Origin of the sequence: Paenibacillus sp. FSL R5-0345 (assembly GCF_000758585.1) — a bacterium.
Taxonomy (GTDB): Bacteria; Bacillota; Bacilli; order Paenibacillales; family Paenibacillaceae; genus Paenibacillus_AQ.
Window position 1 is genome coordinate 2,131,978 of record NZ_CP009281.1, and the last position, 13,470, is coordinate 2,145,447.

13 protein-coding genes are annotated in these 13,470 nt (G+C 44.9%); 4 read left to right on the top strand and 9 right to left on the bottom strand.

Annotated features, from left to right (window positions below):
• Window positions 1–115 precede the first annotated feature (115 nt).
• Window positions 116–1,114, top strand: coding sequence for a CapA family protein (locus R50345_RS09195; protein ID WP_442950207.1), 999 nt, complete (start codon window positions 116–118; stop codon window positions 1,112–1,114).
• A 546-nt stretch (window positions 1,115–1,660) separates the two neighbouring features.
• The gene (locus R50345_RS09200) at window positions 1,661–1,918 is read left to right on the top strand and encodes an AbrB/MazE/SpoVT family DNA-binding domain-containing protein (protein WP_042125931.1); all 258 of its coding nucleotides are present in this window, start codon (window positions 1,661–1,663) and stop codon (window positions 1,916–1,918) included.
• 142 nt (window positions 1,919–2,060) lie between these two features.
• Here the strand turns inward: R50345_RS09200 and R50345_RS09205 are convergent, their stop codons facing one another.
• Window positions 2,061–2,570, bottom strand: coding sequence for a PadR family transcriptional regulator (locus tag R50345_RS09205; protein WP_042125933.1), 510 nt, complete (start codon window positions 2,568–2,570; stop codon window positions 2,061–2,063).
• Window positions 2,571–2,666: 96 nt separating this feature from the next.
• A complete protein-coding gene (locus R50345_RS09210) occupies window positions 2,667–3,830 on the bottom strand; it encodes a YhgE/Pip domain-containing protein (protein WP_052414534.1) in 1,164 nt (387 codons plus the stop codon).
• A gap of 194 nt (window positions 3,831–4,024) precedes the next feature.
• Between R50345_RS09210 and R50345_RS09215 the strand changes: the two genes are divergently transcribed.
• Window positions 4,025–4,750 (top strand): HAD family hydrolase, encoded by a 726-nt coding sequence (locus R50345_RS09215; protein ID WP_042125935.1) that lies wholly within the window; start codon window positions 4,025–4,027, stop codon window positions 4,748–4,750.
• Window positions 4,751–5,363: 613 nt separating this feature from the next.
• On the opposite strand, the gene R50345_RS09225 is transcribed toward R50345_RS09215, so the two are convergent.
• Genes R50345_RS09225 through R50345_RS09250 form a run of 6 tightly spaced genes read right to left on the bottom strand, consistent with a single transcriptional unit; the run spans window position 5,364 to window position 12,059 of the window.
• Window positions 5,364–6,494, bottom strand: coding sequence for a YheC/YheD family endospore coat-associated protein (locus R50345_RS09225; RefSeq protein ID WP_042125939.1), 1,131 nt, complete (start codon window positions 6,492–6,494; stop codon window positions 5,364–5,366).
• The gene (locus tag R50345_RS09230) at window positions 6,476–6,994 is read right to left on the bottom strand and encodes a GNAT family N-acetyltransferase (protein WP_042125941.1); all 519 of its coding nucleotides are present in this window, start codon (window positions 6,992–6,994) and stop codon (window positions 6,476–6,478) included. The genes R50345_RS09225 and R50345_RS09230 overlap by 19 nt, the downstream gene beginning before the upstream one ends.
• 25 nt (window positions 6,995–7,019) lie before the next feature.
• Window positions 7,020–8,132: a YheC/YheD family endospore coat-associated protein gene (locus tag R50345_RS09235; protein WP_042125943.1), complete on the bottom strand. Its 1,113-nt coding sequence runs from the start codon at window positions 8,130–8,132 to the stop codon at window positions 7,020–7,022.
• Entirely contained in the window at window positions 8,129–9,502 is a 1,374-nt protein-coding gene (locus R50345_RS09240) for a YheC/YheD family endospore coat-associated protein (protein ID WP_042125945.1), read from the bottom strand. Before R50345_RS09240 ends, R50345_RS09235 begins: the two co-directional genes overlap by 4 nt.
• A complete protein-coding gene (locus tag R50345_RS09245) occupies window positions 9,503–10,681 on the bottom strand; it encodes a YheC/YheD family endospore coat-associated protein (RefSeq protein ID WP_052414535.1) in 1,179 nt (392 codons plus the stop codon).
• A gap of 10 nt (window positions 10,682–10,691) precedes the next feature.
• On the bottom strand, window positions 10,692–12,059 hold the full coding sequence (locus tag R50345_RS09250) for a YheC/YheD family endospore coat-associated protein (protein ID WP_042125948.1): 1,368 nt from the start codon (window positions 12,057–12,059) through the stop codon (window positions 10,692–10,694).
• A gap of 266 nt (window positions 12,060–12,325) precedes the next feature.
• On the opposite strand from R50345_RS09250, the gene R50345_RS09255 reads away from it, so the two are divergent.
• A complete protein-coding gene (locus R50345_RS09255) occupies window positions 12,326–12,664 on the top strand; it encodes a YlbF/YmcA family competence regulator (protein WP_042125949.1) in 339 nt (112 codons plus the stop codon).
• Between the two features lie 126 nt (window positions 12,665–12,790).
• On the opposite strand, the gene R50345_RS09260 is transcribed toward R50345_RS09255, so the two are convergent.
• Window positions 12,791–13,366 (bottom strand): LURP-one-related family protein, encoded by a 576-nt coding sequence (locus R50345_RS09260; protein WP_042125952.1) that lies wholly within the window; start codon window positions 13,364–13,366, stop codon window positions 12,791–12,793.
• Window positions 13,367–13,470 lie beyond the last annotated feature (104 nt).

Sequence of the window (13,470 nt, forward strand, 5' to 3'; positions counted from 1 at the left end):
TCTATTTCCAGTATGCTAGATTAATAGCTAATTTAAATAACATGCTGAGGATAGGAGGCTGTATTTTTTGAGTTTAGGGTCGAATGTATTGCGCAGAATACTACTCACTACACTTTTGTTATCACTGATCCTCCCTTCGACAATTGCAGTTAGTGCAGCTTCGCCATCGTCAGAACCTATCAAGCTTGCTTTTGCTGGTGATATTCTCTTGGACGGTTTTGTAGGCGATCAGATCGCTAAATACGGAGTGAACTTTCCGTTTGCGAAAGTTGCACCTACCTTGCAAAAGGCTGATATTGCCTTCGCGAATCTGGAAACCCCAGTCTCTATTCGAGGAAAGGCAGCAGAGAAGACCTTTGTCTTTAGATCTAAACCGGCAGTGCTTAGCGGCTTATCCTATGCTGGGATTGATGGCGTATCTTTGGCTAATAATCATATTTTAGATTTCGGAAAAGACGCCATGCTCGACACGCTGGTGCATCTGGATCGAAACAAGATCGGCCATACAGGAGCAGGCAAAGATGTGGACGAAGCGTTCAAACCGTATACAAAGACGGTAAAGGGGAAGAAGATCGCTATTTTAGGTGTAAGCCGAGTGCTTTCAGGTCCTTCTTGGTATGCCGGTGACAATAAGCCTGGAGCAGCCTCAGCGTACACCTCGCAGCCTATGCTTACGGCTATTCAGAAGATGTCTAAGGAGAATGATTACACGATTGTGTATATTCACTGGAATGAAGAGTTTAAGGATTACCCTGAAAAGTATGCCCGAACACTAGCCAAACAGATGATTGATAGCGGTGCGGATATCATACTCGGCGCACACAGCCATTGCTTGATGGGTATCGAATACTATAAAAACAAACCCATTTATTATTCACTTGGGAATTTTGTATTTAATCGCTCTACACGTGGTGGAGAGAAGACACTTCACTCGATGCTGGTAAACTTTGAGATTAATGAGGGTAAGGTCACAAGTAAGATTACCCCAGTCAAAATTATTGGTGGACAGCCTAACTTTATGGACGATTCTTACAATAGGAAGACGATTAAATTAATGAATAACCTCTCTTATAATGCAGTGATCGATGCGAATGGTAGGGTTACGGAGAAGTAACTATAATGTTATAGCAGATCGACCAGAGAATACTGGTCGGTTTTTTTATAAATAAATTCAATTAATTGTGTTAAATTTATCCAATATTTGATCTTTCTATTAATTATATGTCATAATTATATTAAATCTGAACGAAGTAGTGTATTAGATTGTCGAAAAAAGTAGATGCATAAAGCATAAATAGTCTGTATTAACTTTACTAGATGTATCATCACTCTAATATACGCCGGAGTGTTTCCGGACTTGATGTATGGGGTAAATGAGGATATCAATAGGGTTACTTCGCAAGCTGATTTGTAATCGCAATGTTGGATATTTATTAATTTCAAGCCTAATAAATTGGATCACTTTACAGCATTTTGTCGAAAGCGTACATATTTTTGTCGAATATTTGTCGATAAATATCATATTTTGTAGAAATAAAATTGACAGGGAAAGAATAGCACTTTAATATTAGAGTATAGCGTAATCATTACTATCACATAGAAGCCTACATAAGCTTTTAGCAAAAATGATTATTAATGTAATTTCAAGGGAGGATGTACGATGATGAAAGCAACAGGCATAGTAAGAAAAGTAGATGAATTGGGACGTATCGTAATTCCTATTGAACTACGTAGAACGATGGGAATTGACATAAAAGACCCACTCGAAATTTTTGTAGATGGAGAAAAGATTATTCTTAGAAAATACGAGCCAACTTGTATCTTCTCCGGAAGCGCAGAGAACCTCATTAATTTCAAAGGTAAAATGGTAAGCAAAGATGTTCTCGATGAGCTGATTTCCAGCTTTGACAGAGTATAATCGATAGATTATACATTTTTGCTAAAAAAGAACCGGTACAGCAAACACGATTTGTGCATGCTGCCGGTTCTTTTTTATGATAGCACAACAAAAAAACAGCAAATCCCCTAGAATAATAGGAAACTTACTGCCCACACGATCCTTATTCAGACTCCAGCACACTTTGAATTTTTTGGATAAAGGCTTCATATTGCACAAGGCCCAATTCCATACACAGCTTTTGGTAAGGGGACAGTTTGCAATCTAGCTGCTTTAATTTCTGATCAAGATCATCGTACATGGCCTGCTTTTCTATCAATGCTTGTCGAAGTAGATTATCTATATTCTCTTTATCGGTCTTATCTCCGAAATACAGATGCATAAAAAAGTCTGAACGCAGAACTTCCTTTTCAGCCGGTGCTTGCAAGTAAGCATGGAACTGATCTAAGCCGGCACGGGTAATGGTAAATACATTTTTGTCAGGTTTGCCTTCCTGCCGTATGGATTCTTTGGTGATTAGGTCCAGCTTCTCCATCTTGCTCAGGGTTGGGTAGATGGTGCCGTAGCTGGCATCAAAGAAAAAAGAAAAGTATTCCTCGAAATGCCGTTTTATCTCATAACCCGAATGAGGTTTTTCACTTAATATCCCTAGAATGACATCTTGTATATTCATTAATCGTTGTCGCTCCTCTCTTTCACCTCCTACCATATCACAACTGCATTTCGCTCTCAATTTGAAAAGGCATAACCAAGGAGGCAAACTAAATAATTACGCATTTGCTGGTACGGGCTCTTGTTCTTGTGATAACAGAGTTTCCTTGCGAATGAAGGTTAGGATAATGCTTAATCCAGCTATTGCTGCACCAATGCAGAGTAGATAGAACATATCTTTCCATACACCATTGCCTCCGATAACTAGGTCGAGCATGCCATTTACCGCGTAGTAAGCAGGTGAAAAGGGACCGATCCAGCTATAAAAAGGAGAAAGCACATCGCGAGGAATCGTTGCTCCGGAAGCCAACATTTGTATGGAAAGAAGCGCGATATTTAGCCAGGCGCCAGCGTCGCCGAGTAACAGCAGACTGAACTGTGCAAGAATCATGCAGGAGAGAATCACAGTGAATTCGAACAGCCACATGAGGAGAAACCCATGGTTGGAGTGGATTCCGAGTGAGTTAACCATGATAGTCCCCACTAGAGATGTTAGTACAGCCGTTGCACCCATAATGGCGAACCGGGCTGCAAAGCGATCCCATTTACCAAATTGATCCGATAAGTTGGAAGAAGCTTTTTGTAGATTCATGGCGAGTAGCATAGCTCCGGTAAAGGAGGCAGTAACAATCATTAACGGAACCATAGTTTGTGCAAAATTAGTTGTGGGATTGATGACTTCAACGTTTGCAGAGATTCGGCTGCTTGCCGCACTTTTGATGATCTCTGCTTGTGCTTGCGGCAGCTTCATAGCTTCGAGGGTTTTGTTTAGTGCTGTATTACTGCTTTGAGTGTTCATGGCAGCCGTGACTTTAAGCGCTACAGTCTGCATAACATTGCTAACCATCTGCGGGTTAGATTCATTTACGAGGTAACGGAGTTCGGTCTTTCCGGATGGATTACTAATGGCTCCGGTGAACCCTTGTGGAATATTGATAATCATGCGGATTTCTCTATGCTCAAGGGCTTCCTTGGCAGCTTTTAGTGGAAGGTCCTGTCTGGTTACGAACTGAAGGGACTGGGTAATGCCATCGACTACAGGCTGAGCATTCGCACCATCCTCATTCACAATAGCAATTGGCAACCGATCTACCCGATCAGTTATATGGTCATACCCTGTAATCCAGATTAAGCTGAAAAAGACTTGGAACAACAGTGCAGTTATAATCCCGACGATGGTAGCAGGCTGCTTGAGGAAGTGCATGATTATTGGACGTGACATGGTTATCTCTCCTTTATATTTCAACATGTTATATTACAAGTTGTAATATAACATGTTGAAATATAAACTACAACAAGAAAAATGGAGAGCATGGACATTCCGAAGTGGTTTCATATATCATAGGGCTTGTACTGGAAATTTCGTGCAGATGAATGTGCTTACCTGAAGCAAAAGAGAATGGGGAGGAACAACAGATGAGTAATGAGGTACAAGGAACAGAGCTGAATGCAGTTCACTCGGTGTTGAACAAGCCGGAAGCGATTGTTTTTGATATGGATGGAACATTGTTCCAGACTGAAAGTCTTTTATTACCTGCATATCATAAGATGTTCGATATTTTGCGGGAAGAGGGACTATATGTAGGACCAACGCCACCGGAAGAGCGTATTCTAAGCAGTTTAGGGATGCTGCTGGCAGACATTTGGAAGAAGGTTATGCCTGATGCCGATGAGGCGGTGCACCGCCGGGCAGATGAGCTGCTATTGCAGCTTGAGGTCGAAGGACTTGAAGCAGGTGGGACGTTACTGTATCCTCAGGTGGTCGAAACACTGACTGCTCTAAAAGAGCGTGGAGTACGATTGTTTGTGGCTAGTAATGGGCTGGAGGAATACATTCACAGTATAGTTGTGGTGCATGAGCTTAAAGAGTTATTTGAAGGATTGTATAGTGCGGGTGGTCAAGGCACTGCTACGAAGACAGAATTGCTACGCATTTTGCTGGACAATCATGGAATCAAGAGTGCCTGGATGGTAGGCGATCGCTCGTCCGATGTGGAGGCAGGTAAGGGAAATGCTCAAACCGTCATCGGCTGTGCGTATGCAGGTTTTGGCCGTCAGGATGAGCTGAAGGGCTCCGATGTAATTATCACTTCCTTTGATGAGTTGATAGACTTTTACGACAACGCATTGGTTAGCGAATAGGAATATCGCGATTTATATTTGGTAAAAGAATAAAAGGCAAACCTCATCTAAGCAGAGGGTTGCCTTTTTTAATGTTAAGGTTCTAAATGCAGATGCAGAAATAGCTCAAAGCTAAAAAGATATACATAAACAAAGGGAATGATCCGATAGATCATGGAAAGGGGTTATTCCTATGTGATGATAAGGAATCGAGAAGCATGTTAAAGGAGTATAAAAAATGATAATGAGCTTCCTTTTTATTGCTTTAAGCGCTGCACTTGGAGTGGGCATGTGGTTTTTAGTAATAGGTATAGTCTTTTCTATTGGTGGCGGAGACTTATTTATAGTTACTCATTATGATTCCTTATTTTTTTATATTGCTGTTTTTTTGTTGTGTATAGTGAGCTATCTTTTGTTTATAAAACATCTATTAGAGAAGGACTTACAGCTCTTGCTCCATATTTGTGTGAGTACAACTACGCTCTTCTTTTTTCTAACGCCTTGGCTCAGCTAATCAAAATCTTCAATACAACGATTTTTTCTAATATAAGTTCCTCAGAACATCAGAAGTCATACAACAACCGCACTTTCTGCATATTGCAGAGAGGCGGTCGTTTTGTTGTTGAGTATCAATTTATTCCTCAGTAGTCTTAGCTGAGGCTGGAGCACCTTTATTATTATACAGCCATAACGCATATTCCAAAGGACGCACCAGTGCTTTACGATACGTGTTGCCGTCCCCTGAACGTGCGAACACTTCACGGGCAGGTTTTGGATTAACCTCCAGCACATAGATTTTTCCTTCTCGATCAATGGCGAGATCTAGTGCAAGCTCACATAAGGCTCCAAAGCTGTCTTCCAGGAAGGCTGCGGCATCAAGTCCTAATCGCTCTGCGGTTTTCATAACCTTATCGGTTTTATCCTGACTACCCAGCCATTCCTTTAGCAGCGTTTCAGCTCGAACGGCATGCCCACCCCCGTGAAGATTGGAGGTTACGCTTCGGGCTGCACCGACCCTAGCGGCCATACCAGTCAGTTCCCAGACCCCTTGCCCATTCTTTTGAACGAGCATACGATAATCATGGAAACGTCCGCCAGGCAGACGCAGCGGGATACCCTGCTGGACGAGGAATCGTCCACCGATACACCATTGTCGAACAATGGAATCCAATCTTGTGGAAGAGACCTTTCGGGGTGGAATAATCCGGCGATCTTGGCGACGGCCTTGAATATCAAAGACCCCTTTACTGTTCTTTACCCGCTCAATTCTAAGGATACCGCGTCCACCTGTACCGTTTGCTGGCTTGACATAGAGCACGGGATTCTGTTTTAACATCCGGTGTAGATCGGCAGAGGATTGATATAGCAAAGTTTCTGGCATATGCTGCCGGAACCTGCTTTTTTGTGAGAACGTTTGATGAATGGTCCATTTGTTGCGCAGTGGACGATTCAGAAACAGCAGATGTTTATAGCGTTCACGGAAACGAAGCAATTGTTCAAAGCGAGCGCTGCGCTGGATACGGCAACGATCATAAATCATGTTCGGGAAGGAACGCCATTTGCGAGACCATTTTCCGCTCTTGGGATCATAGACAAGGGCATGGATTTGCTCTTTGCTGGGATGGACATCCATGGGGGTAAACACAAAAACATCCAAACCGATTCGACTACCCTCAATGATCATTCTCCGGTACACGGCCTTTTCTTCAAGCTGCTTGGCTTCATTGATATACAAAGTGAGAATGCCTAAGACGGGCTCTGGCACAGGAGTTCACCTTCTTGTGGAGAAATGGTAGTACTGACGGTATTCTGCGGTGATCTGATCAATAAAGTTGGCTTGCCAGTAGGGCCACTAGTAAGCGCCACTGCGGCAAGGCCAACATTGAAGCACATTTTCAGACTGGCTGTATTATCGCTGGCAACACTGCATTCTAGACGGCCTAAGCGCTTTAACTGGGCGGTCATCAGGGCGGTGCCGGTATGCTTATTCCGGTATAAGGGATGCACGGTAACGAGACAGGCTTCTTCCCCGAAACCGGATACGAAGCTTACTCCTGCTATCTGGCGACCATTTTGACCGCGTACGGTAGCGACAAGCAGCGAGACACCTGGCTCTGACAACTGATCTGGAGTTAATTTGGCCAGTACCTTACAAGCTTGGTTTGTAATGCGCCGCTCTCCGTGTTCTCTTATAAACTCAAGCAGTCCGGTTAGCCGCGATTTCCACTTTTTAGCATCAGTGTCGTAGATGGAGGATATCTGCATGCTGTGTCACATCCTTTAATGAATTCTACTTGGCATGTCGTGCTAAGTGCTGGCCATAATGAAAGATTCGCTCCAATGAAAGCTTGCGAATCGCAGGCTCATCAAATTTCATCGGCCGTGAGTTTGCCTCAAAGAACCAGAGTCCTCCGTTCTCATCTACACCGAGATCCATGGACATCTCCCCGAGCATAGTGTCAGAGGCTCTCTCAATTTGTCTGGCGATTAACAGAGCAGTTGTAGGTACGCTTTTTAGAATGGAGGCGGCTCTTTCGGTTCCAAATGTGCTTTCCAGCATACTGGAGGGCTCCTCAATACTGCCGCCGCGTGGTACATGCGTGGTGATACTGCGGGCACCAGCTAGTCGCGCACCTATGCCGGTCATCGCCCAGCCTCCTCTGCTGTTTTTCTGCAGAAGTACACGCAGATCAAATGGTCGTCCTCGGTGAGTCGCCAGCTCAATGGCCTGCTGTACGATGTAACGCGAGGTACCCTTTTCCTTTCCGATTCGTGCCCAGAGGCGCTCTATAGAGGCGGCTTTGTATGTCACATTTTTTTTGCCGCTTTGAATTTGCAGCCGATAGGGCAAAGTGGTCTCAGCACGGTATTTTAAACGCATAATGCCTTTACCGGCTTTGCCGCTCTCCGGTTTTAGGTAGAGGCTGGTGTGATTATTTAGCATGGCAGTAAGTGTGTTTGCGCTGCGTAGACGTCTGGTTTTTGGAACATGCTTAGAGGTAGCATGTGAGCCTTTCAGCCATTCAAAGAGATTCCATTTATTGAAAAAATACGGATTATAAAGCTTAATGCCTGGATGCTCCAGGCATTGAGCTATTTTGCGTACGACAGCAGGTTTCTCCTCATCCTCACGGGTAGGAATTCGATTATAGATAATTTGTGGAAGAGGTACAGGAATGCTGTACCATATTTTTCCGTTGGATGATGGGACATATCCGTTCACCATCCGTTCCTCAAGCTTTAAGTCACGGACAGTGACGACGTAGACAAGAAATCCCATTTCCTTGCCTGTGCGAATGATGTCCCGGAAGTTATTGCGGTTGCCATTAAAATGTCTTATTTTGTCACTGGTTGTCAGTATGGCAATAACGGGTTTTGTTTCATCCGGAATATACGTGCTCACATCTCATCCCTCCTGCGGAATTTGCTGAGGTATAGACAATGCTCCAGAATGTGCTCGATGGAAGCTTTGCCCTCAGCGCGCAGGGAGGGATGACGGAAGATGGAACGTCCTGGTTTGGCGTTGGCCTCGAACATCCAGATGTCTTCATCCTGATCAATGCCGAGATCAAAGCCGATTTCACCGAGCAAATGACGATGCTGGATTTCTAAGGATTCTGCCAGTTTAATGGCTGTACTCTTCGCACGCTGCAAGACTTCATCTGCTCTGGCGCCGAATACACGCCCGAGCGCCTGCCCAGGTGTAAGCAAAGCCCCCCCATTTTTGAGGTGAGTGGTGACGCTGCCTCGGCCGGCTTTTTTAGCGCCTATGCCGACAACAATCCATTGATTACTCCCGTTTTTATGCATATGGAATCGGAAATCAATGGGGCAGCCATCAATTTCAATCAAACGTATTCCTTGTTGGACGATATAATTCTGCAGGCCTTGACCGTGTCGTGATCGAAGCATACGCATGAGGCTTTCAAAGGTAGTGAAGCGCAGAAGTACGTTTTTACCACCCTTGCGGTAGCGGGCAAAATACCCTTTTTTCGGCAGATAGGTGAGTCGGTAAATCCCGTGACCCAGGCTACCTGCGGAAGGTTTGTAATATACAAAATGGTGGTGATCCAGCATTTCTCTCATTTTTTCGGAAGAGGGATTGCTGTGTGTTTCAGGAACGTAACGGTTTGCAGCCCCGTCATTCTCTAGCAGCCGGTAGATATCGGATTTATTGAAAAAGCTCCAGTTGAAGTAAGGGATTTTCTTGCGCATAAAGCGTTCGCGAAGCTGGTTGATATATGGTGAGGTTTCAGCTCTCCGACTGGGCAGCCGATTGTAGACAACATCAGGTAGCGGAACCATTTTACGCTCGAATTTGCCGCCTGCGGTTAAGAAATAACCATAGACCTGCTCCTGCTGCCAGTTGATATCACGTGGCATAAAGGCAAATATATAACATTTGTTACTGCCTTCCCGCAGCAATTGCTTTATAAAGCCAGTGCGGGAACCGAAGGGTTGATTTGAAGATGCTGGCCCATCGGACAATACACCGACTAAAGGTCCAAGCTGTACCTCGTCGTTTTGCAGATTGCGTAAATAGATACCACCAGATTTCGGAACCTTGATAGCACTCTTTACACCAGTGGCGAGGAATAGATGATTTCCGGCGCGCTTGATGGGCTTGATCATGGTCGGGATGGCATCTTTACCGAGTCTAAGGCGAATGTTCTTTTTCCCGGTTAATTTCAAGCTTTTCATCAGTGCACCTGATACATATACAACTCTTTGGGGCTGCTTAGTGAAATGCACATTGCAAAAAGTGAGACTCATTTATGAATCCTCCTTAGGAACCATTGTTATCATTCTCCCGTTTATAACGGAGCTGTCCGTAGATAGGGATGGTATCCGTCGCTGTGTGAGTAGCAGATGGCGCGCATAAGACAGTGGATTCTCGGCGGCGAGCTTAGCAGCCCGGCGGTCGCCCGTCAGCCGGAATACCGTGCGCCCTGGCTTGGAATTTGCTTCTAGTAAATGAATCCGACCGCTCGAATCAATACCGAAATCTAGGCCGAGTTCTCCAAGCCTACCGCATGCGGCCTCCAGAAGAGGAGGCAAGTATGCAGCTTCTGTAGCAAGCTCCTGCATGATGTCTTTTCCGTCCTGACCATATTCTGCAATCAAAAAGGGCAAAGGAGGAACCGCAGTTCCACCGCCGTGCAGGTTCGAAGTCAGTGAACCATGATTACCCAGCCGAACGGCCATGCCAGTAAGATCCCAGCGGCCGAGGCCATTCTTTTGCATCAATACACGCACATCGAACGGTTGCCCCTTACGATTAGTTAGGTGCAGATAAGGCTGTATAATATAGCGGCGTGTGCCGATAAATTCATGAATCCAGTTCAGTCCTTCATCCTGCGAGCTGAATACATATTGAAAGGGTGTATTTGTCCCATCACGCCCTCGTACTCTTATGCCTCCTCCAGAGCGTCTGTTCTGCAGTATGGCATGCAATGTACGTTTGCCGTGAGAGCCTGCTTTGGGTTTTAGGAAGACCCCGTATTCTCTTTCGGCGAGCATATTGCTTAACTTGCGTGTACCGGTATAAAGAACAGTTTCCGGCAGTAAAATAGCTGCTCTTCGGTTGCGCTTCAAGATCTCGTATACGCCCCATTTATCAGGTAAACCTCTTGACCAAGGTAGTGATCGGTGAAGGAAAGAGAGTGCAGACGAAGCTTCTTTTCTTTCTTTCGGACTATTGTAAAAACAACGATTATAAATGATATCCGGTGGTGTAGAGGTCGTATTGTGCCAGCTTCCGTCTTTCCATGTATAACCGGTTATAGATGACCCGTCTGACGCTACTCCGTCCGGATGAAACACGAGGACTTTAAGATTATATCGCGGAGCTGCACGGCATAAATGACTGCAAAATTCTTGCTCGGAAATCGGAGGATTCCCGTGGCGACGGCCCGTCATAATGCCGAGGAACCCCATAGCTGTTTCAGTCATTGTGTCCTCCTTATAAACCGGCCAAATAGCGGCAATACAGAATCATTTGCTTGACGGACGGTCTGATTTTTTGATCGTTTAGCGGTGTGTTATCGTTCTTGGAAGGTTTGGAGTTAACCTCCAAGAGCCATATTCGTCCGGATTGATCCAGTGCCAGATCGATTCCGAGCTCTCCGAAATGAGCAGGGATAAAGGTTTCTACTCCTCTTGCAATGGCAAGTGCTGCTCTTGGAAGCTGAAGCTGTACGCTATCCTTGGTACCTAAAGGAAGGCTGCTCTTGCTAACGGCTTCACGGACAGTACTGAGACTGCCACCTCTTGCTAGATTGGAGACGAAATGATTGCTCCCAGCGGTACGAGCGACAATGGAGGTAACCCCCCATTTTCCGGTACCATTCTTTTGTACAAGTGCTCGAAAATCTACAGGACGCTTACCGAGCTCCATCAAAGGCAATCCTTGTTGAATCTGGTAGCGCGTTGTCTTCATCTTGGGAGCAATAGACTGGTACAGTTTAGCTAAAGTCGGGTAGCTTTGCTTGCGTGTACCTATAGAGGTAGTAGATAACAAACGGTATCCTCCGCCTTCATCTTTGGAGATTCGGAGAATGCCTTTGCCGAGACTGCCTCGTACAGGCTTTAGAAACACGCTTGGGTATTGGCTACACATCTTCTTTACAACAGCAAAACCGTTTAAAGCATGCGATTCCGGTAAATACCGCTTCAATGAAGGGTCTTGCGCTAAAGCTTCAAATACTTCTGTCTTGTCAAGAAATTTTTCGTTGAAGAAATGCGTTCCATACCGTGATTTTACATCCGCCAAAAAATGCTGTACGCTAGGTTTATTCTCCACCTTTCGCGTCGTTAGCCGATTGTTGATTACATCGGCGATGGGCAGACTCATTTTCCTCCAACCCTCGTTGTATACCCAGCCCTGAATGGAAGTGCTGCTTGTTTCGAGCGCTTCCGGGGTAAAGAAATATACATAGGCGCCTTGTACGTGGCAGGCATTTGTTAATTCTCGGCAGAACATGGTAATGGGTCCAAAAAGCCTGTCGAGATTATCTGGATGGTCACGACTGACGAGTACACCGATCAACGGTCCAAGCCGCAAGGTACGACTTACGGAGCTGTAAGAGGCGTTGAGGGTTTGCCGATGTTTCCATCCGGTCCGCCGCGCCAGTCCTTCGCTTACACGCAGGCTGTCGGATTTGGGAGCCGGGATAATGGTAACCTCCTGCCGGAAAGAGCCGAAAGCCAGCTGGAGCGTTCCGTGAGCCGGGATTTTGAGTCTTTTCATGGATCGTTCGCCAAGCATTATAGCGTTTTCCTGCAGGATGCCCGAGTGGACCGTATGGACCGGGATCTTGAATTGGGACATCGTGGATCTCCTTCCGGTAGGCAGCATGATGCCGGCAATTTGGTAGCTAAGGGTTACATATCATTCATCATATGGAGACAGATGACCCTTGGTGATTGACCTACTCTTTAAAAACCTTGCCACATCATTTAATAAGTCTGATCCAAGAAGCGAAACAAGCATGGGATGAATCAATATTTGGAAACTTAAGCGTAAGCTTCCGAGGCGAGTTTTGTACGAAGTAAGCCAGGAAGCGAATGCTAACAAAACTTTTAGGAGGAATTATAATGAGTATTCACGACAAAGCACATGAACTGGCGAAAGCCATTAAAGAAAGCACTGAGGTAGCAGATATCACCAATGCGATGAAACTGGTGGAAACAGATCCAGATGCCAAAGCAATGCTCGACAATTTCCGCAACGGCCAAATGGAGCTTCAACAACGGATGATGAGCGGAGATATGCCTCCACAGGAAGAAATGGAGAAAATGGAGAAATTATTCGAGGTGCTTAACATGAATCTTGGGATTCGCCGTCTGTTCGATGCAGAACGCCGTCTGAGCGTTGTAATCGAGGATGTAAACAAGATCATTACCGAGAGCTTGTCGCAATTGTATGGCGAATAAACGCTTTTATTAAGCGAGCACTCGCTTGAAAAGTTTCATCAGTTCAATCTAAAGAGGATGTTCCCGAAGCCATTTGGCATTGGAAACATCCTCTTTATTCTTGTGACTAGCGTAGGAGTAAACTAACTAATCTTGCTTACCTTCGATTGCGCAAAGAAGAATACCAGCAGCCAAACCTAGGCGGCGATCAAGCATTCCCTTGGGATCTTCGGAGAAGTCAGCCATGATTTTTGTAACGAATGGGTTGAAGTTCTGTTTGAAGGCCGGAATCGTTGTGTCATCCATCTCGATATTGTATTTCTGAGGGATAATAGAGATAAAGCGGCGGAGTAAAGCCATCGCGGTGCTATCTTCCTTGATTTTTCCGATTTCCTGATCATGACGATCGAGAATCATCCATTCATCTTTCAAAATAGATTTGAGTCCCTTACGGCGCAGTGCACCGATGTGCTCGCCAGTCTCCGTATCATGCACATCATAAGTTGCGCTAAAATCGACCACACTGCGGGCTTTGATTCGCAATAGCTCCTTATTCATGCTCTCGTCCGTATACAGCGCAATATCCTCTTTCAGCTTGAATGCTTTCATTTGTGAATAGAGTACAAGTTGCTCCGTATTATCATAAATATGAAGTTTCGCACCCATGATCGAAAATACCTTTTTTCGAATTATGTATTCGGTATGAGTATAAGTTGTATTCAAGACTAAATCGCCCCCTAAATGAAATTATCATCTCATATATAAGCTTTGCTAGCTACATAAATGCGTACTATTTTATATTTTTTTGAGTAAAAGTATATTTTTGT

Coding starts and splice junctions, on each gene's coding strand:
- R50345_RS09200 (WP_042125931.1), top strand. CDS start 1,661: ATGATGAAAGCAACAGGCATAGTAAGAAAAGTAGATGAATTGGGACGT.
- R50345_RS09205 (WP_042125933.1), bottom strand. CDS start 2,570: ATGAATATACAAGATGTCATTCTAGGGATATTAAGTGAAAAACCTCAT.
- R50345_RS09210 (WP_052414534.1), bottom strand. CDS start 3,830: ATGTCACGTCCAATAATCATGCACTTCCTCAAGCAGCCTGCTACCATC.
- R50345_RS09215 (WP_042125935.1), top strand. CDS start 4,025: ATGAGTAATGAGGTACAAGGAACAGAGCTGAATGCAGTTCACTCGGTG.
- R50345_RS09230 (WP_042125941.1), bottom strand. CDS start 6,994: ATGCAGATATCCTCCATCTACGACACTGATGCTAAAAAGTGGAAATCG.
- R50345_RS09240 (WP_042125945.1), bottom strand. CDS start 9,502: ATGAGTCTCACTTTTTGCAATGTGCATTTCACTAAGCAGCCCCAAAGA.
- R50345_RS09245 (WP_052414535.1), bottom strand. CDS start 10,681: ATGACTGAAACAGCTATGGGGTTCCTCGGCATTATGACGGGCCGTCGC.
- R50345_RS09250 (WP_042125948.1), bottom strand. CDS start 12,059: ATGTCCCAATTCAAGATCCCGGTCCATACGGTCCACTCGGGCATCCTG.
- R50345_RS09255 (WP_042125949.1), top strand. CDS start 12,326: ATGAGTATTCACGACAAAGCACATGAACTGGCGAAAGCCATTAAAGAA.